The organism is Cellulophaga sp. RHA19 (assembly GCF_002813425.1).
Classification (GTDB): Bacteria; Bacteroidota; Bacteroidia; order Flavobacteriales; family Flavobacteriaceae; genus Cellulophaga.
The window spans coordinates 3,792,325-3,814,738 of record NZ_PHUL01000001.1; the positions used below are offsets into that span (position 1 = coordinate 3,792,325).

Genomic DNA, 22,414 nt, shown 5'->3' on the forward strand with positions numbered 1-22,414 from the left:
AGCTAGTGTTGTGGTAGGTTATTTTTTAAATGAATCAATAATTTCATTAGTATCTTTGAATTCCATTTCAATAAAAAAATTATCCATTAGTGAGTGAATCATACTTGTATAATCATAAAATACATTTTTTAATATATCGAATTCTACTTTTGTTGCAATTATTATGTCTTTTGAGTTTTTTGGGTGAATAAGTTTATCTCGTTTTCCTTTTATTTTTTTTAAGTTTCCATATTTTGAATCAAGATATTTTTTAAAGATTTCATCTTTGCCCCATGTCTTACATATTTGTTTGAATGTTTTTTTGAATTTATCCTGAAAACAATCATTATCTTTATAATCTTTGTATTTGTCAATTTCATTTAATCCGAAAATGCCAGACTCAATAAGTGATAAGATTCCTTTTAAAGACGCTCTGTATAGGGTGTTAAATTTTTCAGAATCATTAATATTTTCTTCTGTAATTTTGAGAAGTAATTCAAAATCTTTTCGAATAATATTATGCCTTTTTTGATATTCTCTAAAAGAAAACGAAGCTTTTTTAAATTCAGCTATATCATTAAATTCCTTAGAATGTTCTTTCATCTTGATTTTTTTGTAGCACAACTAGTTAGTAACCGCACCAATTACATTTTTCCTACAATATAAAACCATTTTTCATAGTACAATTACGTAAATGTGTAATTGGATTAAAAGTGAGTATAAATGACACAAAAAAACCCATAACATACAGTTATGGGTCTTGTTAGTATGTCCATACTAATAAAATATTAAGCTATTTTATAGGGTTAATCTGTTTCACTTAAAGATAAATATTTTCTATTCCACAGAAAAGTCAAAAATTGATTGATTATTATAACCTCCCATTGGTATTGTTCCTTGGTAAAAAAAGCAATATTCACCCGGCTCTAAATTATTTTTTGGTTTTACCTCATATCGCCCATCTCCTAAATCTGTGATAAGCAATTCAATGGAATTCTTAGAATCAACACCCATTTGATTTGAGAAAGTTATACCACCGACTTTTCCTGTTATTAATTCTCTTCTGTTTTTTCTTTGCTTCAATTTAGTCAATGCAAATTCATTTGGAGATGATGCTGTTTTAAACCACCAATTATTATTCCCTAAATCATTTTTCTTTTTATCATCAAACTGAAAAATAAAGGTTGAATTTTTAGAATCAATTACATTAGATGATGATTTTTTATTAATATAAGATTTTATTTTTGTGGATGCTATCCCATAAGAAAATGCTGCTCCAAGCGCATTAGTCTTTGTTCCTGAAAAAACTGAAGGTTCTATCTTTAACAGTTTATCATTCTTTTTGTAAAATACACCACTTTCAATCTCCACCTTTGACTTATTTATCATTAATGCCAAAATTTCGGAGTCAACACCTTTGCTTTTAAGCATTTTTAATTTTTCAATCGATGTATCAAAATCTACTTCTGAAGAATTAATTTTTGCTTTAATAATTTCTTTTTCAAACCCTAAATCTATCAAATCTAATATAGATTCATTTGTCAATTTATTTTGGGAATTTACTTGAATACTGAAAATTAAAAATAATACTAATAGAATTTTGTTACTCATAATAATTAATTTTGAAATTTGTATGTTTAATTGATATAATTGGGTATTATTATTATTTATTATAGTGAATATCTAATACCAAAATTTAGTTTTTTCAAAGAATTAAACCCTAAAAATGGTTCTAAACCATCACTTATAAAGTATCCAATATTTAAACCAAAGCCAACAAGTGTTTCTTTACTATTTATTAAAGAGTAACCTCCATCATTGAATCTTTCATCTCTATAATTAGTAAAATCAGTTAACTTCCCCAAAGACAACTCTGGATTTACAGTTAACTTATTAGTTATCAACCTACTATACCCAATATCTATCATCCATAAATAATCTCCATCTTCAATTTTTGATTGACCGTAATTGGACTCTCTTGACTTAACTATTTCATTCATTTGATTACTAAACTGATAACCATAACCTATATGAAATCTATTTTTTTCTTTAACTAAGAATAAATCAAATCCAATAACATTCTCCGTGGAATATCCTAAAGATGCACCAAAATTATATTGTGCATTACAAAATGTAATTCCTAATAATGTTACGACCAAAAACAACTCTTTTTTCATATTTTCTAAGACTTTTCAAATTACACTTCCAAATTGCTTTAAATAGTTTTATTAATTTTCTCACAATGTAAAACCAATTTTAGTAGTACAATTACGGGAATCCGTAATTGGGTTAAAAAAGAGTATAAATGGCACAAAAAAACCCGTAACATACAGTTACGGGTTTTAATTTGTTTTTAATAGCAGTCCATTAAAATATGGCCTTTGTTTTGGTAGTAACTTAATGGCTTTTTTAGGTGGTTTTTACAAATGGTATCTAAAATCGTAGTAACTTCTTTTTGCATACTTATAGAGCCGCAAATTAAAATATAGCCTTTATTTTTAATAAGTTGGGCAACTTCTTTACCATTTGCCTCTAACAGGTTTTGTACATATACTTTTTGGGCTTGTTCTCTAGACAATGCCAAATGTAAAGAGGTTAGTTTGCCTGCCTGCTGTTGTTCTTCTAATTGGTTTTTGTACAGCTCAAAAGATGCTGCTGTACGCCCACCCCAATACAGGTGTAATTTTTTGTGTGCTGTGTTTTGGCGTATCATCCCTAAATAAGGACCAATACCTGTACCAGTTGCTATTAACAGGGCTTTTTTTGCTTTTTTAGGCAAATGAAACGCTTTGTTTTTTACTATTCCACAGCTTATTTTGTTACCCACAGCAAGGTTTTGTAACCTATTAGATACACTGCCTTTTTGGTGACGTTTAACGCTTATAACAAGCTCGTTTTTATCCCATTTACCAATAGAGTACAATCGTTCTCTTTGGTCTTTTTCGCCCAAAATAGAGAGTAAATCTCCAGAGGTAAACTTCACTTTTTCTACTGGTTTTAAGTATATACAAAAAGTATCGTCCGGATTATTTTCTGCCTTGGTGTGTTTGGTTACGGTAAAAGTATAGGTTTTACGTTTCTTTTTACCACCAATGGCTTTAGGTAAACTTATATTTAAATTTTCTTGCTTACTCCACGCTAACAACCACTGATTAAAAGACTCTAAACTTTGGTTGTTTATGGTAAACACATCTGCCAAACGGTTATTGTTGGGGTGTGCTTGCAACATAGTATCTACATCATAAGCAAATTTGCAATAGTCTGGGTATGCTAAAGAGCCAAAACCTACAACCGAGTAGTTAAACTTTGCACCTTGCTGGTGTGTGTTTAAAAGTGCTTTAAACTTTTTGGCATTTGTTGGCGCTTCTCCTGTACCGTAGGTAGATGTCATGACCACCAAATGCTGCATATTTTTATAGCTCTTGTAGCTGTTTAGTTCTGCTAAATATGCTTTTTTACCCAAACGCAGTAACTCCGAGTATAATGCGTTGGCAAAATAAAAGGTGTTTCCGTTTTCAGATCCTATAAGAATAACATAATCACAGTCGTCCTTTTTGTATTTGTTTTTAATTCTAGATTTTCTACGTTGCAACGTTATGCTAAAGCCCGAATACATAAAAAACAAAATACCAATAGAAGCCAATAACAAAACTATACTCCATACTATACTCCCCTGCCCTGTATGAAAAAGTGTGCTGTAATACGTTAATATTACATAAAACGGATAGTTAACCTGACTAACAATATCACCATTAAATTGGTTTACTAAATACTCCTTGTCTGTTAATTGTAGTAAAAAGTAACTTTCTGGAAAAGGCGCAAAAGGATATTCTATTTTACGAACCTGGGATAATTTAGTGTCTTTAAAAACTTTAAAATCTGCTACAGGAATAACTGGTTCTTCTGCAAACAAGGTATCTTCTTGGTGTACTATTTTGGCAGATGGCAGTACAGAAAATTGTTCTAGAGATAAATACACGCCTGTTAGCGTTATAACTAAAATAGGAATTAGCAACCATTTACCAAAAAGAGTATGGTAATACGGATTAAAGTTTTCTTTAACTATAGGTTTAAAAAAGCCTTTAACACCACCTTGCTTTTTTAAAATTAGAAAAATACCGCTAATGCTTATTAAACATAGTAAAAATGAAGATAAACCTACAAAAAACCTACCTATCCCTTTTAAAAATAAGGAACGATGTAATGTGGTTGCGAACTTAAAAACTGCGCTAGACTCTTTAGGTATGCCTAAACTATCTCCTGTTTTTGGGTTAACGTAAATAATTTTATCGGTACCATCTTTGTCTATTACTGATGCAGTAACCCAATCATTTTTATCAATTTCTACAGAAATAACCTCTGCATACTTTTGCTGTAATGTGCTTGTAAATTCTGCAACGGTAACTTGGTCTAAATCTCCCGTAGTATATGGCTGTATGCGATTGCTAATTGGCTCTAACGCTAATACAGAACCCGTTACAGCTGCCAATAAAATAAAAATAGAAGAAGATACAGCCAACACAAGGTGACTGTATCTCCAAACTGATAATGTCATAAATTAATTATTTCTGTGGTAACATACGTATGTAACGGATGTAACCTGTACCATCTACTTTGCTGTTTACACTGGCAGAAGTAAGCTCAAAAGTTACATCGTCCTCCACATATTTTTGATCCTCAACAGCAGTTTCAAAACGTATTTTGTAACCATTGTTTATTTTATCGTCATCAATTTTAATAACCTTAATAGCACGTTCTCCGCCGCTAATTGTTGCTCCTGTAATGGCATCTATACTTGATTTCTTTTTTTCAAAAAAGTTGTACCATTTGGTTAAATCATGGTACCACTCAGGATCATCTCCCAATACATTTAAAGTCTCTACGTATTTACCTTCTGCATCTAATAAAGAAACTACAACGTAAGCACCCTCACCCTCGTAATTTTTTAACTGAATCATACATTTATATTGGCTAGTTTTAGGTGCCGCTGTAAAAGCTGCCATAACAAACAAACCTAGTACTGCTATAATTGCTACTTTAAATTTCATTACTTATTATTTTAAAAATTCAATTTTGTTTTTGTTCAATAATTCGTTCTCAGAAGCTAAGTCGTACACTGTTTCTTCAAACTCTGTTACAGCATCTTTTTTGGCTCCAACACTAATTAAATACTTAATTAAGTCTACATTATTAGTTGTCATAGCTGCCAAATGTAAAGGAGTAAGTCCGTTTGCATTTTTAGCATTAACATCAATCTTTAATGGTGTAATTTTAGCTAGTAAATCTTTATTATTTTTAGCAACAGCCAAGTGCAAAATATTGTTTTTACCTTCTTGTACGTGAGCCATATTTAAGCCTTTAGCACTTAATAAATTCCACTTTTCTGTAAACGCCTTTTTATTTCTTTTAGAGTAAGAGTTTACCAAGTAGTATGCCAAATTGTTTCCTTTTTCATCTACTACATTAACAGCAGCGCCTTTATCTATTAAATAAGTAACTACATCTGCACCATTATAAGCAACAGCATTAGTTAATGCCGTTTTACCATCTTTATTTTTAGCGTCTAAATTTTTAACTCCAAAAAACTTAACTACATCTAAACTATTACGTCCAGCTGCATACATTAGCGGAGTATTACCTTTTGTATCTGCTTTGGTAGTGCTAACTCCTTTAGCTATAAAGTAATTAAAAATAGCAACATCTTTGTTACGACCAGCTAAGTTGTGTATTGGTGTAACACCATTGTTATCTGTAACATTTGGGTTAATACCTAAGCTTTCTAAATACTTATAAAACGCTAAACTATTACCAGGACCTCTACCGCCTTCTGTAGCTACTAAAATAGCATTACTACCGTCTGCATTAGTATCTTTATAAGCAATTCCTTTTTTAATTAACTGCTCTATAATTGCTTTGTTACCTGTACGTGCAGCATAATCTACAGCGTTATGCCCTTCTTTATCTGTATGGTTTAGGTCTAATCCTTTTTCTAAAAAGTAATTTAAATCTTTAAGATCTTTAGCACCACCAATTAATTTTAAAATAGCATTTGCACCTTTAGGAGAAGTCTCTGTTATTTTAGCGCCATTTGCTAGTAATAAATCATATAATTCAGGATTAGTTTGTCCGCCACCGGCAGCAAAAAGCAATACAGTACTACCTTTATCATCTATAACATCTGTTTTTGCACCAAGTTTAATTAGCTTTTTCATTAACGGCAAATTGCCTTTCATAGCTGTCCAAAATAAGTAAGTACGCCCGTCATGTGTAATTTTATTTACATCATTACCTTTTACACTTAATAGGTAATCTACAACCTCTGCAGATGCACCAGCTAAAATAGCATTTGTAGTAGCATCAAAATTATTAGAGCTTAATGCCGTAGCACTGTTACCTGCAGCCTCTTTTTCTTGCACATCTTTAACTGTAGTATTTGGCGTAAAAAAACCACGAGACCAAAAAACATTTGCGTCTTGTGCGGCAATAGTACCTACAAACAGTAGTAAAACAAGTGTTGTAATTTTTTTCATTTTGATTGTATTTAGATAAATAAAGCTTATTTGTTTATTTAGATTTAGTATTGATAAGGCGCAAATATAAGAACTATTTTTATTTAGAATGATTAAAAATAGATTTTTTATTCAACAATTTTGCAAGGAAGATTACTGTTGTAAAATATGATATTACTTTTAAGTGTTTACATTTGTATACAAACAATAGCTTACGGTAAAGCTAAATTACTACACCTATGAAGATTGAAGAATTACCTGGCACCTATGCTATTATGGGAAACAACCAAAATGCCGAAAAAACAACTTATAAAGGCACACTAGTTTTAGCGTTAGATACAAATAATCGTATAAAAGCAAAATGGTTAATAGGTAATGAGCAATACCAATTAGGTACAGGCTTTTTTAAAGACAATATTTTGGTAATTAACTTTAATTACAAAGGCGAAGATAATGCTACCTACAAAGGTGTTGTGGTATATAAATGTATTAGCAAAGATATTTTAGATGGCTTTTGGTCTGAGAAACACGGAGACCCAAATTACTTAGGTGAAGAACGCTGCTTTAGATTAAAAGAAGAACAAGAATTGGTGAATTAGTGGTTACTTAATTAACTTACTTGGTAAATAACCTATTGTTTTTTTAAAAGCTGCCGTAAAATGTTGTGGATTAGAGTAACCAACCTCGTAAGATACCTCTGCAATAGACATACCTTCTTCTTGTATCAATTGTCTGGCTTTGTCCATACGTAATTGGGTAATGTGCTTAAAAATGGTGGTTTTGTATACTTTTTTAAAATCGCTTTTTAGTTTTGTGGTATTAAAACCCGCTATTTGAGATAAGCCAATTATAGTTAATTTGCTTTTTAAATTTAACCTACAATATTCTTCTACCTTTACAATTGCTAAGTAATCTGCTTCTGGTAGTTTTTTGCTTTCTACAACTGGTTTGGTCTTATCCATTAAAAAATCTACAATTAAAATGGCAAGTCTACTTTGTATATAGTTATGTTTTAAATCTCCTACATACGTACAGTTTATAATTTCGTTTATTTGGTTTCTTAATTTTAAAGGTATTCGCTTGCTCTTTTTAAAGTAGCTAAAAAAATGATCTATATTTAATTTGGTATGCAAACCGTCTATATTAGTTTGGTCTGCTTTACCTATTAACTTCTCTAAAGTATTTTTAGTAAAATAAACCTCTAAAGTTTTAGTTTCTCCTTTTGTAAAAATTTCTGATCCGCTAAGCACAGGAGCATAAAATAAATTACAATAGCCTTGTTGTATTTCTACAGGTGCGTACACACTAGTTGTTGGCATATACACGTAACTACCCTTTAAAGAAAAATGTATTTTAAATAATGGAAAATCACAAAAAACACTATGCTCTATACGTTTTTTAATAGTAGTGTTTTTTGTAAACGCAATAAAGTAATTAGAGTTTAGGCTAATACCTTTGTTTTCTTCATTTACAAAAGTACTAAGGCAATTTTCTTCTAATACATCTGTCAACGCATCATCTACAACAATATGCATACTGCTTGTATTAGAATATGTAAAACTTTTTAATCCTAGACTCATTATTTCTTAATACGTTATTAAAACTTCCGTTTGCGTTATTTGTATCAACAGTTCAAAACTTAGATTTGCAAAACTAAATTAATTTAGACTAAGTCTTAATAAATATAAATATTTTTTTAATTGTATGTTAAAAATAGTGTCGGTTTTAAGCCTGTTATTTACTTTTTCTGTGTTCTCGCAAGCTGCCTATGAGACTAAAACAGGTACTGTTACTGGAGTTATTTCTTTTAAAAATGGAAACCCTGTTGCAGAGGCCACTGTTTTTACAAAAAAACCTATAACACACACATATACTAATGCTAAAGGCTTTTTTACGTTGCAAAATTTACCCTATGGCAGCCACACCATTGCCATAAAATACTATGGCAAGGAAATAGAAAAAGTGACTATTGTAGTTAATAAACAAAACACAAAAATTAAGCATACACTTAGCTACAACCAAGATAATGAGCTAAATGAGGTTTTGGTAAACGGAAAAACTAAAGAAACCGAAATTGAGACTCAAGGTTTTGCCGTTAACGTAGTTAAAACAGAGGAAGCTAGCATCAGAAACATACAAACTAACGAGTTGCTTAACACTACTGTAGGTGTAAAAATTAGACAAAATGGTGGTTTGGGGTCAGATGTTAGTTATAGCCTTAACGGATTATCTGGTAGTGCTGTACGTATTTTTATAGACGGTATTCCTAGTTCTATGTATGGCTCATCATTTAACTTAAACAGCATACCTCCTTCAATGATAAAAAATATTGAGGTGTATAAAGGTGTTGTTCCTGGTCATTTAGCAGATGATGCCTTAGGCGGAGCCATTAATATTGTATTACATAATAATGCTAAAACAAATTTAAACGCTTCTGTTTCTTACGGTTCATTTAACACTTTACAAGCAAGCGTTAATGGTTTGTATAGGTTTAATGATACTGGTTTTACCGTAAAAACATCGCTTTTTCACAACTATTCAGATAATGATTATAAAGTATCTGGCAGAAGTGTTGTAGTTACCGGTTTGGGCGGTGTACAAACCCCAATAACTGCACGCAGATTTAACGATGCTTACAGGTCTACTGGTGGTATGTTACAAATAGGTTATACAGATGTAAAGTGGGCAGATCAGTTTTTTGTAGGTGTTACTGGATCTGATGATTACAAAGAGGTGCAACACGGAGCTTTTATGACTATTACGCCATACAAAGACAGATTTTTAAAATCTAACGCACTACTTGCAAATTTAACATACCAAAAAAAGGATTTATTTACTAAAGGTTTAGATGTAACTGTTAACGGAATTTATGGTAAAAGAAACCGTACTGTTAATGATACTGTTTCTTGGGCTTACAGCTGGAACGGAGAAAGAGCAATAGACTTTAGAGGTGATGAGTACCAATACACCTGGAGGTCTCAGCAAGAAGGCGGACCAACTTTAGCTGCCATAAACAGAAAAGTAGGATCTATTAGAACAGGAGTTTCTTATGCCTTTAATAACAATCATAAAATTTTAGCCAACCACGTATATAGCGGAATTGACCGTGAGGATAGTGATGAGTTACAATCTGTTTTAGAAAACACATTTAAAGGATCTAGAGACTTACATAAAAATATTTTTGCTTTAAGTTATGAGTTGTCTGCTATAGAAAACAGACTAAAAACTAGTGTTTTTGGTAAATTATACCAACAAAAGACTGTAAACATAGATCCAGAAATTGCAGAAGATGAAAATGGCAATTCTGTTATTATTGATGACATAATTAGCAGCAATAAAAAGTTTAATGGTTACGGTTTTGCTGCTTCTTATGCCTTTTCTCCAAACTTTACTCTTTTAACTTCTGCAGAAAAAGCCATAAGATTACCTAATGAAACTGAAGTTTTTGGTAACGATGGTGACAATGTAGTTGCTAACCCAAGTATTAACCCAGAGCAAAGTAATAATTACAATCTAGGTTTTAGGCTTGGAGCATTATCTATTAAAAAACACAAATTTACAATTGGCGCTAATTTATTTACCAGAAATATAAAAGACCGTATTGGTTTGCCTATAGAAACGTCTTTAAATATTGATGACGAACTAATAGTTTATGTAAACCAAGGTAGTGGGACATCTAAAGGTATAGATGCACAATTAAATTACACGTTTAACAACAACTTTAATTTAAACTTTAATGCTTCACGTTTTAGCTTAAACATTGTAAATAACGGTGTAGATATAGCTGTACCAAACACACCATTTTTTACTATGAATGGTAATATACGCTACTCTTTTAAAAATGTGATACAACAAAAATCTAGGTTAAACCTTTTTTATACAATGTACTTTACAGATGAGTTCTCTTACCTACCACCACAAGGAAAAAATACTGTTGGTGATGAGTTTTTTAAAGTACCTACACAACTAGTACAAGATTTTGGATTAAGCTACGCTTTTCCTAACAAAAAACTAGTTGCCAGCTTTGATATTAAAAACATTTTTGATGAACCTGTGTACGACAATTTATCGGTACAAAAACCAGGGAGAGCCTTTTACCTAAAACTTAATTATACAATAAATAAATTTTAATTTTTTAAATATTATATAAAATGAAAAGTAACTTAACACATATTAAATCTTTTGCAGTAGCATTTGCTACTTTAGGGTTATTAGCTTCTTGTAGTAGTGATGACAATGGTGGTGACACACCAACAACTCCAGAGCAACCTACCGAAGGCAGATGGATAACTGTTGCTGCTGCTAAAATGGGAGACAATCCTGGAGATGGTAATGGTGGTACTTTAATTTATTCTTTAACTAGTGAAGATGCTAAAGACCCAACTGTATCTATAGCTCCTTTTGATAACGGATTTATTGTACCGTCTAACAGAACAGCAAGGTTACAATCATCTGAAGATGGTAGCACTGTATTTAATATTAGTTATGCTGGTGACACTGGCGGTAATTACACAAAATATACTGTAAACGGCGGACAAGATTTTACGCCAACTGGTTCTGAAGTTAGTATTGCTCCTTACGTTGGTACTGCTCCAAGATGGATTAAACTTTTTGATGGTGACAACACTGGCTCTGCAGTTTATGTATCTACAGAACACCAAGTAGACGATAACGGCACACCTAATGACGTTACAGATGATAGCTACATACGCACAAGCCAGACTATTGGTATTGTTACCTTAGACTTAGTAGACTCTAAAATTAATGCATTTGAAGAGCACGAAATAGGATTAAGTACAGAAGAGGAAGCTTTAGGATATTACATTTCTAGAATTGATATGCCTACATTAAATGCTGCCGGAGATAAATTATATATTGGAGCACGTGTTAGCAAAATAAACCCAGCTACTTTAGAATCTGACAGTGATTATGAAATTTTAGGATCTAAAACTATTGTATTAGATTACCCTTCTTTATTAAACCCTACTGTTATTACATCTACTGTTGGATTTGGAAATACAAACGGTTACCGTAGTATAAACTCTTTTGAATATAATGGTAGTGTTTACCAAGCTAACCAAAGCGATCCTGATGGTTCTCACATCTTAAAAATTGGAGCGGATAATTTATATGATAACTCTTATGACTTTAACTTAGATGATGCTTTAGGTGTAACAGGTGCTTACGTTTTAGCTTGGAGACCAGCAGCAAACGGAAAAGCAGTATTAGCTTACCGCCATGATGGATCTGCAGAAGGTATTTCTGGTAGAGGAGAAAGCTTTTTTGCTTTGGTTGATTTAAATGCTAAAACAGCAACAAAAATAAATGACATTCCTTACAACGTTAATTTTGAGTTGTTTCAATACCAAGGATATGCTGTAGATGGAAACGAAATTTACCTTACACAAGCTCCTGTAGGTGAAAACGGAAATATTTACATTGTAGATACAGAAACTGGTGCCGTAACTAAAGGTGCAGAATTGGTTAACACAACTGGTAGTCACTTTATTGGTGCTTTCTAGTAATAATACAAGCGCAAAAAAAAGTCCCTTGTCTTTAATTAGATAAGGGACTTTTTTTTGCTAGTTAACACAAGCTTATTATATTTTTTTACTGATACCACATTCATTTATAATTTTAAAGTCAACTCTTAAATTAACTTTTTCTTTTGTACTAACTCTTAATAACAGCACTTCTAAATTCCCTTTTAGTAATTGTTTGCCCATTTTATAAAACTCACCATCTTCCTCGTCTGTAAGATTACCTGAAGACTCTATAATTAATTTATTTGCTCCTTCTGGCAGAATAACAAAGTTATCTTCCAGATCATCTAAAATATTAGCGTCAATGGCATTTTGGTAAGATTCCATATCAACTACATTTCCAATAATATCAAAATAAGAAACTAAACCTTCATCAGGAGCCATTAGACCTTTTATAGGGTAAGTTCCTGTATTTAATTTTGGTGAATTAGATTTATTATGCATCATAAGCTCAATATCTAAAGGAGTATTATTATACATTTCCTCCGCTAAACTTATACTAAAAGTGGTTGTAATAAAGCCTTTTTTAAGTGTATTAGAGCTTTTTAGGTCATAACTTAAGGCTTCCTTCTCTGTACTACCTATCTGTACTTTACAATATAAATCTGATTGGTCTAAGTTTAAATTTTCTTTTGCTGATGCATCAACAATTTCTTGAGTATCGTTATAACTCTCAGAAGTTTTATTCTCTTTGCAAGAAGTTAAAATAGTAAATATTAATATCAGGAAAGCAATACTTTTTTTAGTCATGATTGTTGATTTAATTAAAACTTAATATACTTATATAGTGATGATTATAATAAATATATTTAAAATATACATCAGAAACAAAATTAAGCAGTTATTAGAGAGTAAACTTTGTTAGCGCTCTTCAAAATACAAACCTTCCGTATCATCTTCAAGTATACCTGCTCCTAAAATGTAATTTTTTCCAGCTTCAACAGATATATGTATTTGTGTAGTTTTGGTCTGGTATGTTGCGCCATGAGCAAAAACCTCATAGCCTCCTTCTTCTAGATAAATAATTTCTAATTTACCCGCAAATAAACCCTTTCTCTGTTTGCTATATTCCCAAAAAAAAGTCTCCAGAGGTTTTCCGTTTATTGCATCAATTTTTATGTAATTAAGTACTCTAGCGTACCTTTCTTTATCTGCAGGTACATTTTCTTTTTTCTTTTTGCCAAATAAGCCCATTTTTATTTTTTAAATAGATTTCACTTAAACTGATAACTATAATTAATCAACATCCTTAACATTAAAATTAACAAATAAATTCTTAATAAAAACACAAACTATACTAATATTTAACCTAAGTATAAGTGCATTCTTTTTGGGCTGTAGAATAATCTTAAAAATGTATTAGTAAGTTCAATTATAAACTGATTGAAACTACATATGTAACTTTTGTAATTTCCCTCATAAAAACCACTCGCTATTTTTTTTTGATAAACATCTTTGACTAATTTGCTGCTCAAACGTTATTTTCTTATCACAAGAAACAATTATAAGAAAGAAAAGAATAACTGATAGTGAGTGGTTTGTATTTTTGATATTTAAATTTGATGACTTGGTCACAATAATCCCTGTACAACAAATAAAAACAAATACAATTATGAAGGCTAATACTAAAATTTAAAACATAATTTTTATAAAGTAGTTTTTTCTATAATTGATAAAAAATCGTTTCTGGTTTGTTCATTTGCAAAGCAGCCACCATACTCTAGTGTTGTAGTGTAACTACTTTTGTCTTTTATTCCTCTAGATGACACACACAAATGTTTGGCGCTAATCATTACAATAACATCTTCTGTTTCTAATGTATTTTGCAAGTCTTTTAATATTTGTAAAGATAGCCTTTCTTGTACCTGTGGCCTGTGCGAATAATAATCTACCAAACGATTAATTTTAGACAATCCTATAACCTTATCCTTTGGTACATATGCAATATGTGCAAAACCTGTTATTGGTAAAAAATGATGCTCACAAGAGGAGTCTATAGTTATGTTTTGCTCTACCAACATTTTTTTATAGGCATACTTGTTTTCAAAAACCGATAATTTTGGCTTATTCTTAGGGTCTAAACCATAAAAAAGCTCTTTTACATACATTTTAGCAAACCTATACGGTGTACCAGATAAACTATCATCTGTTAGATCTAAACCTAGCTCTTCCATTATTTTTTTAAAATGATGCTGAATAACTTCTATTTTTTCATCAGCTGTCTTATTAAAAGCATCTGCACGTAAAGGAGTATCTACGCTTGTAGCTATATGGTTGTCTCCTAGTATTTCTTTTTTAGTATTATCCATTATTCACACAACATTTATCGGTTTTACACTGGCAAAATTTTAAATTATAAATATGTAATGCTGCAAGTACAAGCGCAACAACATAGGTTACTGTTTCTGGTAAAGAAAGTAACTGTATTTTTTCGTTTACAATTAAAAAAAACAGGCTAAACCAACTTAACCACAACAAGGGTTTCATAAAACTTTTAGATGTATTTTTTGTAGATTGTAATACCGCAAAAAACGAAACAATTAAAAAGATATAATCTAAGCTTTTCCACCACACAGGACTGGTTTCACAGCCACCTGCAGCACAAGTATGGGCTATAAAAATAAAAGGTGTGGCAACGCAATGAATTACACACAACGTACTGGCAACTGCACCAAAAGTATCTGGTTTAATTAAAGTTAATTTCAATATATATTTATTTAATGCGACTAAGTTGCAAATATAAACATACATTTTACTAATGCAACATAGTTGTAATAAATTTCTGTGGTACTAAAAAAACAATATTTGTACGTTTATTCTGTAATTGATGCTATTACTTGTAGCGTGTGATAACAATTAGTTAGTTTTTATTTTTTTTTAAGATAGAACAATAAATTTTGTCGAAATAACAAAACCAACTTATACAGCATAAAGGATGAGAACAACAACAGTATTGGTGATAAAAAATCCCAAGCACCATATTTAGAGCCTTTTTTAATTCCATTAACCTCAAATATAGTATTACCTCCAGTTCCTCTGTAATTAACTTTCACTTTATCTCCTATATCATATCTAGTTAAACTTCCGCCATAAATGGTATCGGTTCTAACATCTGTGAGTATGGTATTTAAATATGTACCTCTTTCTGCGTCAGATTCGGACCCTTTTCTGTAATCTGTATCTATTATGATGCCGGATTTAGTTTCTCCAAAGTGTTTTAAATTTAGATAAATCACTTTTATACTTGACAACCATAAAATCAATAAAAGAATTATAAAAATAAAGCCCGTGAATATATTAAAGATTTTATGTAGCATTTTTTTTATTTACCTATTAATATCAAAGGAATAGTGAAAGAGGTTGCTCTTTTTATATTATTTTGTTTATTCGGAATCATTTGAGGAAACTTTTTAAAAGATTTTTTAATTTTTCTATCAATTTTCTTGTGTTCAGAATCCGTAATTGTTTCTGAAATATTACCTTCTCTATCAATTTTAATAGTAACTTTAATTTTATATTTACCCTTTATTCCCTCTTTTATAGCTAATTTACTATCGATATTTTTACCTATATATTCATAGATCTTTTGGTACGTGCATTTTTCTCTTGCAGTTTTTCCACCTATTTTTTCACAACCAAAAAAAATTGCCTGTTCTTCCTTAACCACAAAAATAGTTTCTTCTGATTTTTTTTCCTGTCCAAAGACAGTAAGACAACATATTAACAAAGTAGTTGTGAGTAGTTTTTCCATATTTGTTTATTTTTAATAATCCAGATTTATTATAGTTGCTACTTTTTTCAGCTATTTGTTTAAAAAGTTTTGCATCTGGTTTTAAATTCAATTGCAGGTATTATATACCCTTCTTTATCAGTCTCATAGAATAGTATTTTGTCTATATATTCAATTCCGCTTTTTTTTAATACCCTTTATAACAGCTCAAGATTTAATTCCTATTAGTACAAATAAAGAACCTAGAATTAAAAAACAAGTACAATTAGTATTGTATATTGTTTATTCTGTATAAATTCCATTTGTTACTCTTGTACTTAATTATGATTAAGATAAATCTAGATCTGTATCTATTTTAAAAAGCATTATCCTATTTTTTGTAGGTAAACAAATTATATTTAAATACCTATCTCCTTTACTAGTTTTCACAAATAACCTTATCTCCATATTAGCCTCATATCTGTATTGTTTTTTGTGCCATCTAACCTGTGTTTTTTCAGGTATAATTGACTCTAAAATTTCTAACTTATATAAACCCTTATTTAATTTAGCCTTATTTTCCCGTAAATAATTAGGAAGTTCTCTTACTGACCACATTGGAGCATCTAATAAATCATATTCTTTTTCCTGAGGGTATTCTTTACTTAATTTTTTGAAATCTTTATTCTTAATTAGATTAAAAATTTTGACGCCATAAGTATAAAAGTCTTCATTTAACTCATTAATAAAGTACGTTTTTTGAGAAGAAATTTTACTAAGTTTATAATTTTCTAATTCTAATTTATTTTTAGAAACCCACTGGTTATTATATCTATGCAATTTATAGTAATAGGGAGAAATGGTAATCAATAAAGAATCTTTTAAGAAATTAAAACTTACGCTAGCTGTTCTCTCATCTGGTTCATTATTTGCATTTGGTTTTATATAATATTTAAATGTATTATAATATTGATTATCAAGTTTTAGATTATACTTTTTTATAGTATCTCTTATATCCCTGTAATTCTTTGCTATTATCTTTTCTTGATTATCTACATAAAGAATAAAATTCTCAAGCATTTTACTTCCTTTTTGTGTTTTCTTCAAGTGGTCAATCCTTTTTAATTCACTAGAGTCAAACTGTCTTCTAAATTTTTTAAAATCATTATTTTCTACAGCACTAAAAATACTATCTATATAACTTGAGGGAGTTACAAATGTTTGCTGAGATTTTACAATATAACTTTGTAACATTAGAATAATAAAAAGGAGAAGGAATGTTTGTTTTTTCATCAGTTTTTTTTGAATAATCATTGCTTGCATAATAAGCTAATTTGCCTTAATTATAGTTATAAACCAGTTTGTTCTATCTCTTTTAATTTCACTATCAATTCCTTAATCTGAACTGTTGGTATTTTAATAGCTGATTCTATTTTTTTACTTTCATCCCCTATAACCAATGTTCCTATTTTTTCTTCTGCGTATCCTATTTTATTTATAAAAAAATCTATCTTATTAAATTTTATAGTTTTGGTTTGATCCTTAAACCATCCATAATTTGCTTCGTATTTTAATGTTGATGAATTCCAGATAATAGTCTCTTTACCATAAGTATTCCAAAGAGCTATTTTTAAAAGTCTAAACCCTATAAGTCCAAATAAGAATAAACCAATAAAGTACCCTATCTGTAATCCTTTTCCAATTGCAATTGACATAATAGTAGCTACTAATGGTATAAGAAATGATGTAAAAGCAAAAAAGAACATAACAACTCTAATAAAGAGTGGGCTTTTTTTTGCCTTAAGTACTATTATCTTTTCATTTAAACTGTACTGTTTCATTTAACTGTAGTATTTATTTCCCTACGAATCCTAACTCATTTTTTATGTCTGTCCGTTCCAATAGTTTTGTTGGATTAACACTACATTTTTCTGCTATACTCATCACTAACTTTTCTTCCATCAAATAATAACTTTAATATAATGCTTAAATGATGTACAACGTATTTGTATATAGTTAGTGCGTGGTTAAGCACCTAATTTAGCAAATACAAACCGAATGGAAAATCCGCTATTCCCAAAGCTTAAGAATTCGTAAGTAAGCTATAACTAGCAATAAATTATATGCGTTGTTAGCACAAGTTTTTTAGTCCTTAAAAGTTTTAATTAGTCTTTTATTTATCTCATCTTTTTCTCTTACAAAATCAAAAATTGGCCATTCTAAATAAGAATCAATAATTAATTTATCAACGATTATTGCTTGAGTAAAAAGTTCTTCTAAATCATCGTATTTATCGCTCAAAATATTGTGAGCAATTTTAAAAATAGGTGTTGCAGTTCCGACTTTTATTTTCTTTAAAACTTTCTTTACCTCGATATCTTTATTTTGCTTTTTAAGTGAAATGGCATTATTAACCTTAATTCGAAGAATATAATCTTCTTGGTCTTCATTCTTTGGCTCGATTTGTTCGGAATATTTACAAGTTTTACAGACAAGATCATAATTTTTTGCATTTAAGTCCGCGAAAGTTTGAATCATTATCTCATATATTGCATTATCAATGTTGTCCTTGTCCCAATTTCCCCAACAGTTAAAAATTAATAGTTGTCCTGCAAGTTTAAATTGGGACCAAGATTTAAAAAAATAGTCCTTATCAATATGAACTAAATCTCCAATTTTATAATTAAAAGGGTTTTTTGTTCTTGAAATGTATTTTTTGTTTACAACAGAAGAATTGTGAACTATTAAATGTCTTCGTTCCCTGATTTCAATTATTTCATCCCATTTTATTAATTCTTTTTCGAGCGAAATAGAGAGTTTATCTTCAAAATGTTCAAGAATTTCATTAAACGATTTATCGATAATCAAACTTTCTACTTCTTTTACAATTAAATCTTTAGTTGCTTCTTCAATACTATCATATTCATTAAGCTCTTTGAGTGTGAATTTAAATTCCTTTTCGTTAAGAGAGTTTTTAAATTTATTGTAATAGTAACTAAGAAGGTCAGCGATTAAATATTCGAAATAATTATTAAGCATTAGGAAAGAACTTCGAGAAAGTATTTCGTAGTTCCTTGGTGATATTCTTGGCTGTTTTTTTATTTTTCTTGCGAATTTAGTTAGATAAGTTTCAACTTGCTCTTTTGATAAAGTGTTATCCTCTTTATTTTCAACAAATTTCAATTCTTCCTTTATTTCAGATAGTGCTTGGTCAAAAAATTCTTTAGACTTTTCTTTTATAGATTCGTCTTCGCCAGATGCTAAATTTCCAAACTTATTAAAGTATAGTTTGACACTATTAAGATTTTCAAAATAAGTTTCATAAATAGACTCAACATTATAAACTTTTTCTTTCTTTTCTTCCTTTGATGTTGAAACTTTAGAATCTTTTTCTTCTTTCATAAGGTGTTTTTCAAATTTGTGCTAACTACATATAAACTCAAATCATTGCGTTTATTCCGCCAATATGGTTGTATAAACGCACATATTACACTTATAGCTGTTATTTTTCTTACAATATAAAAACATTTTTTATACCTTAATTACGGATATGTGTAATTGCCCTAAAATAGTTTACCTGTGGTATATTTTTAATAGTAAGTTGCTAAAAACAAAAAAGCAACACTAAAAATAGTGCTGCTCTTTTTAAAAGAGAGGTTCTCTTGGGGAACAGTCTCGACTCTTACAATAAGTTTTAATATCTATAAAATAGGTTAATTGTGTTTATACATTGCATAACTATGTTTAATAAACAAATTAACGTTTAGTAATTTTCTTACAATTTATAACTATTTTTTTTACCCCAATTACGGATATGTGTAATTGTCTTAAAATAATTTATAAATGGTTTGTTTTTAGGTGTAATTTACATTTTGCTGTTATTAACAAACTGTATTATACAAAAAAGCAACACCATAATAGTGTTGCTTTTTTTTACTGTGGGGTTGTATTGGGGACAGTCTTAACTTTTATAATTTTGTTTAGGTATATCTTTAAAAAACTCTGCCGCGTTTAAATTACCTGTTGGGCCATAACCAATTAAGGCTGTACCTTTATTGTTGTCTTTTGTTTCTATAACGTATAGTATAGACATATCAGACGGGTTACTCATACCCTCGTACCTGTGCTCTTGTACCACAAAAACTTCTTGTGGCGTATATTTGGTTTTCTCTTCTAGATCTACCAATTTGCCATTTACCACGCTAAAGTTACTTTTGTACCCTTGGCTTTGGTATTTTTCTATGTTGTCTCTTTCGTTTTTTGCATATTCATTACTCATAGTCTCTGTTTTTTTTGTGTTACAAGTCCAGTAATACTTACTATTTAAATAGTTTTTTTACCAAAAGTAGTGCACCGTATTTACGGGCTAATTTATACGCCCAGTTTACCCAGTTGTAAGGTTTTAAATCTTCTGCAACTTGGTGTTTTTGTGCTTTTAATTCTTCTACTAAAATTTGTCGTTCTAAACTAAGCCTTTTTAAATCTACCTCTATTTGTCTAAATGATGTGTATTGCATAGTCTGTGGTTTAATCAAAATAAGTCTTAGACATATTTTTAATTAATATTTTATCTATAAACGTTCTTCTGCTATATACCAACAGGCCAAACAGTATAAAAATTCCTCCTACTGCCAAATACCCTAGTGGTACGCTGTTAAACAATTCTCCTAAAGCTATTGCAGCGGATATTGCCATAAACAAAAATGCTAACAATAATAAGCCTCCTATTATAACTGTTTTTACAACATAGGATGATGTACTTGTTAACTGCTGAAAAACTTTTAACTCGTAGTATTTTTTAGTTACATCTACGTATTTTTTTCCAGTCGCTGCAGCTTCAGTTGCCGTTTTGTCTATGGAGTTTATTACACTCATTATGACTTCTGTAATTTTTTGTTCTTAGCTTTTAGCTCTTTTAATTTACCTTCTAATTGGTTAATTACATCGTCTGCTTTGTAACTGGCATCAGAAACTAAGTTTTCTATTTTAGTATCTAATGTTTCTTTATTTGTTGCTACAGTTGCAGCTACTGTGTTTCTTAAGTCTAAAGCACTATCTGCAATAGATTCTTTTGTTGCTACCGCTTCATCTACAAGTTTTCTTCTTGTGTTTATACCTTTATCTGGTGCAAACAAAATTCCTAATGTTGCTCCTACTGCGGTTCCGGCTAATACTCCTAATAATGTGTTGCTATTGTTACTCATGTCTTTATGTTTTTATTTGTTTGTTATACAAATGTCCTATTTCTTTTACGCTTGTATTGACGTAATTAAACAAAAACTTAACTCATTTAATACAAAGCTTTTGCGCTATTTTTTAAATGATTAGCGCTAATAATTGACTCTAAAATCTTGTATAATTGTGTACAAACTAAAAACAAGAACAATGAAGAAAGATGTAAAACAAGGAGAAGAAGATATTAAGTTTATTAAGGATAAAGAGAAGAAAACAAGTAATTACTTTTTTCAAAACAACAAAATAACTATTGCCGCTTTTGCAATTGTAACTATTATACTTATACTATTACTAATAGCAGTATTTAGTACTAGTACAGCTATTTAAGTTGTACTTTTTTTGTAACCTGATAAATATCATATTATAATTTGTACATAGCTAATACCTTTACAGTATTAAACTTAAATACAACACCAGACTATGAATTTATCTATAATATTATCAAACTTAAATAATGGTAAAATAATGATTGCCATTTTTGCTTTAGTATGTGTTATACTAGTTGCAATAGTTGTAGGTTTTTTAATGAATAGCAATAAGAAGAAACAATGATTAGTGGTTAATGATTGGTTAAAAATTGAAAAAGCAGGTTTTTTACAACCTGCTTTTTTTATGCTTATATTTTAAATGTTACTACGGGTACACTTGCGTGGTTGGCAATATCTTCTCCTATACTGCCCATAAAAAAGTGAGATAATCCTTTTCTGCCATGTGTTGCCATTGCAATTAAATCTGCGTTGGTAGTACTGCTGTAATTAAGAATTCCTTTTTCTACCGTATAGTCATTATAAATTTCTACTTCTACTGCTGCGTTGGCTGTAGATATAAACTCTGCTATTCTTGTATATGTATCTTCTGTACTTAAAAAGTTATCTCCTGGTGTGTTTATATACACATAATTAACCTGTGCTTTTAAAAGATCTGCAAAGGCTTTTACCTTGTGAAAAGCTTTAACACCTTCTACTTCAAAATTAGATGCGTATACTATAGACTGTACATCAAAATCTTTTATCTGCTCTTTTATAATTAATACAGGTATGTTTGCATTACGTACCACACGTTCTGTGTTGCTACCTATAAAAATTTCTTCTAAACCATCTACTCCGTGAGAACCCATAACAATTAAATCTGCTTTGTGGTCTTCTGCAACCTCATTAACCTCACTAAAAACCTTGTAATGTTTTATAATAGGTGTTACGGTTATATCTTTTAAAAATGGTTTGTCTAAAAATTCGTTTAACCTTTTTTCTGTTAACTTTAGTAAAAATACAACTTGCTCTTGCGGCATACCTTCAGAAGAAATCATAACAGAGTTAAGCTCTAGCATATGCAAAATAATAATTTCTGCACTATGCGTTTTAGCTAAAGATGCTGCTACTTCTAGCGCATAACTAGATTGATCTGAAAAGTCTACTGGTACAATAATTTTTTTCATAGTT

26 protein-coding genes are annotated in these 22,414 nt (G+C 30.1%); 5 read left to right on the top strand and 21 right to left on the bottom strand.

What is annotated here, in order from left to right; genetic code table 11:
- Positions 1-18: 18 nt before the first annotated feature.
- The 6 genes from AX016_RS16445 to AX016_RS16470 form a co-directional block, all read right to left on the bottom strand.
- Positions 19-582 (bottom strand): hypothetical protein, encoded by a 564-nt coding sequence (locus AX016_RS16445; RefSeq protein ID WP_100896652.1) that lies wholly within the window; start codon positions 580-582, stop codon positions 19-21.
- A 234-nt stretch (positions 583-816) separates the two neighbouring features.
- Positions 817-1,590: a hypothetical protein gene (locus AX016_RS16450; RefSeq protein ID WP_100896653.1), complete on the bottom strand. Its 774-nt coding sequence runs from the start codon at positions 1,588-1,590 to the stop codon at positions 817-819.
- Positions 1,591-1,649: 59 nt separating this feature from the next.
- Entirely contained in the window at positions 1,650-2,138 is a 489-nt protein-coding gene (locus AX016_RS16455) for a hypothetical protein (protein ID WP_157811148.1), read from the bottom strand.
- 194 nt (positions 2,139-2,332) lie between these two features.
- On the bottom strand, positions 2,333-4,534 hold the full coding sequence (locus tag AX016_RS16460) for a PepSY domain-containing protein (RefSeq protein WP_100896655.1): 2,202 nt from the start codon (positions 4,532-4,534) through the stop codon (positions 2,333-2,335).
- A gap of 7 nt (positions 4,535-4,541) precedes the next feature.
- On the bottom strand, positions 4,542-5,027 hold the full coding sequence (locus AX016_RS16465) for a DUF2271 domain-containing protein (protein WP_100896656.1): 486 nt from the start codon (positions 5,025-5,027) through the stop codon (positions 4,542-4,544).
- A 6-nt stretch (positions 5,028-5,033) separates the two neighbouring features.
- The gene (locus AX016_RS16470) at positions 5,034-6,509 is read right to left on the bottom strand and encodes an ankyrin repeat domain-containing protein (RefSeq protein WP_100896657.1); all 1,476 of its coding nucleotides are present in this window, start codon (positions 6,507-6,509) and stop codon (positions 5,034-5,036) included.
- 218 nt (positions 6,510-6,727) lie between these two features.
- Here AX016_RS16470 and AX016_RS16475 point away from each other — a divergent pair, with 218 nt between their 5' ends.
- On the top strand, positions 6,728-7,087 hold the full coding sequence (locus tag AX016_RS16475; protein ID WP_100896658.1) for a hypothetical protein: 360 nt from the start codon (positions 6,728-6,730) through the stop codon (positions 7,085-7,087).
- A gap of 3 nt (positions 7,088-7,090) precedes the next feature.
- Here AX016_RS16475 and AX016_RS16480 read toward each other — a convergent pair whose 3' ends face one another.
- Entirely contained in the window at positions 7,091-8,068 is a 978-nt protein-coding gene (locus AX016_RS16480) for a helix-turn-helix domain-containing protein (protein WP_100896659.1), read from the bottom strand.
- A 124-nt stretch (positions 8,069-8,192) separates the two neighbouring features.
- Here AX016_RS16480 and AX016_RS16485 point away from each other — a divergent pair, with 124 nt between their 5' ends.
- A complete protein-coding gene (locus tag AX016_RS16485) occupies positions 8,193-10,619 on the top strand; it encodes a TonB-dependent receptor (RefSeq protein ID WP_100896660.1) in 2,427 nt (808 codons plus the stop codon).
- A gap of 20 nt (positions 10,620-10,639) precedes the next feature.
- Positions 10,640-12,010: a hypothetical protein gene (locus tag AX016_RS16490; protein ID WP_100896661.1), complete on the top strand. Its 1,371-nt coding sequence runs from the start codon at positions 10,640-10,642 to the stop codon at positions 12,008-12,010.
- A gap of 78 nt (positions 12,011-12,088) precedes the next feature.
- On the opposite strand, the gene AX016_RS16495 is transcribed toward AX016_RS16490, so the two are convergent.
- The 13 genes from AX016_RS16495 to AX016_RS16555 form a co-directional block, all read right to left on the bottom strand.
- Entirely contained in the window at positions 12,089-12,781 is a 693-nt protein-coding gene (locus AX016_RS16495) for a hypothetical protein (protein ID WP_100896662.1), read from the bottom strand.
- Between the two features lie 111 nt (positions 12,782-12,892).
- Positions 12,893-13,225, bottom strand: a complete 333-nt coding sequence (locus AX016_RS16500) for a hypothetical protein (RefSeq protein WP_100896663.1) — start codon at positions 13,223-13,225, stop codon at positions 12,893-12,895.
- 452 nt (positions 13,226-13,677) lie between these two features.
- Positions 13,678-14,340 carry a GTP cyclohydrolase I FolE gene (gene folE / locus AX016_RS16505; protein WP_198519453.1) on the bottom strand — a complete coding sequence of 221 codons (663 nt, stop codon included), beginning with the start codon at positions 14,338-14,340 and terminating at the stop codon, positions 13,678-13,680.
- The gene (locus AX016_RS16510) at positions 14,333-14,737 is read right to left on the bottom strand and encodes a MerC domain-containing protein (RefSeq protein WP_232732648.1); all 405 of its coding nucleotides are present in this window, start codon (positions 14,735-14,737) and stop codon (positions 14,333-14,335) included. The genes folE and AX016_RS16510 overlap by 8 nt, the downstream gene beginning before the upstream one ends.
- Before the next feature lie 161 nt (positions 14,738-14,898).
- Complete coding sequence (locus AX016_RS16515; RefSeq protein ID WP_157811149.1) at positions 14,899-15,267, bottom strand: hypothetical protein; 369 nt, start codon at positions 15,265-15,267, stop codon at positions 14,899-14,901.
- Positions 15,268-15,353: 86 nt separating this feature from the next.
- Entirely contained in the window at positions 15,354-15,782 is a 429-nt protein-coding gene (locus AX016_RS16520) for a hypothetical protein (RefSeq protein WP_100896667.1), read from the bottom strand.
- 306 nt (positions 15,783-16,088) lie between these two features.
- Positions 16,089-17,063, bottom strand: coding sequence for a hypothetical protein (locus AX016_RS16525; RefSeq protein WP_100896668.1), 975 nt, complete (start codon positions 17,061-17,063; stop codon positions 16,089-16,091).
- A 26-nt stretch (positions 17,064-17,089) separates the two neighbouring features.
- Positions 17,090-17,581, bottom strand: coding sequence for a hypothetical protein (locus AX016_RS16530; RefSeq protein WP_100896669.1), 492 nt, complete (start codon positions 17,579-17,581; stop codon positions 17,090-17,092).
- Between the two features lie 304 nt (positions 17,582-17,885).
- Complete coding sequence (locus tag AX016_RS16535) at positions 17,886-19,142, bottom strand: hypothetical protein (RefSeq protein ID WP_100896670.1); 1,257 nt, start codon at positions 19,140-19,142, stop codon at positions 17,886-17,888.
- A 559-nt stretch (positions 19,143-19,701) separates the two neighbouring features.
- The gene (locus tag AX016_RS16540; protein ID WP_100896671.1) at positions 19,702-20,019 is read right to left on the bottom strand and encodes a hypothetical protein; all 318 of its coding nucleotides are present in this window, start codon (positions 20,017-20,019) and stop codon (positions 19,702-19,704) included.
- A 40-nt stretch (positions 20,020-20,059) separates the two neighbouring features.
- Positions 20,060-20,257 carry a hypothetical protein gene (locus AX016_RS16545; protein ID WP_198519454.1) on the bottom strand — a complete coding sequence of 66 codons (198 nt, stop codon included), beginning with the start codon at positions 20,255-20,257 and terminating at the stop codon, positions 20,060-20,062.
- A 10-nt stretch (positions 20,258-20,267) separates the two neighbouring features.
- Entirely contained in the window at positions 20,268-20,615 is a 348-nt protein-coding gene (locus AX016_RS16550) for a hypothetical protein (protein WP_100896673.1), read from the bottom strand.
- Positions 20,615-20,944 (bottom strand): YtxH domain-containing protein, encoded by a 330-nt coding sequence (locus AX016_RS16555; protein ID WP_100896674.1) that lies wholly within the window; start codon positions 20,942-20,944, stop codon positions 20,615-20,617. Before AX016_RS16555 ends, AX016_RS16550 begins: the two co-directional genes overlap by 1 nt.
- 181 nt (positions 20,945-21,125) lie before the next feature.
- On the opposite strand from AX016_RS16555, the gene AX016_RS17240 reads away from it, so the two are divergent.
- Complete coding sequence (locus AX016_RS17240; protein ID WP_157811150.1) at positions 21,126-21,302, top strand: hypothetical protein; 177 nt, start codon at positions 21,126-21,128, stop codon at positions 21,300-21,302.
- Between the two features lie 93 nt (positions 21,303-21,395).
- Positions 21,396-21,527 (top strand): hypothetical protein, encoded by a 132-nt coding sequence (locus AX016_RS17400; protein WP_286142092.1) that lies wholly within the window; start codon positions 21,396-21,398, stop codon positions 21,525-21,527.
- Between the two features lie 64 nt (positions 21,528-21,591).
- On the opposite strand, the gene AX016_RS16560 is transcribed toward AX016_RS17400, so the two are convergent.
- Positions 21,592-22,410, bottom strand: a complete 819-nt coding sequence (locus tag AX016_RS16560) for a universal stress protein (RefSeq protein WP_100896675.1) — start codon at positions 22,408-22,410, stop codon at positions 21,592-21,594.
- Positions 22,411-22,414 lie beyond the last annotated feature (4 nt).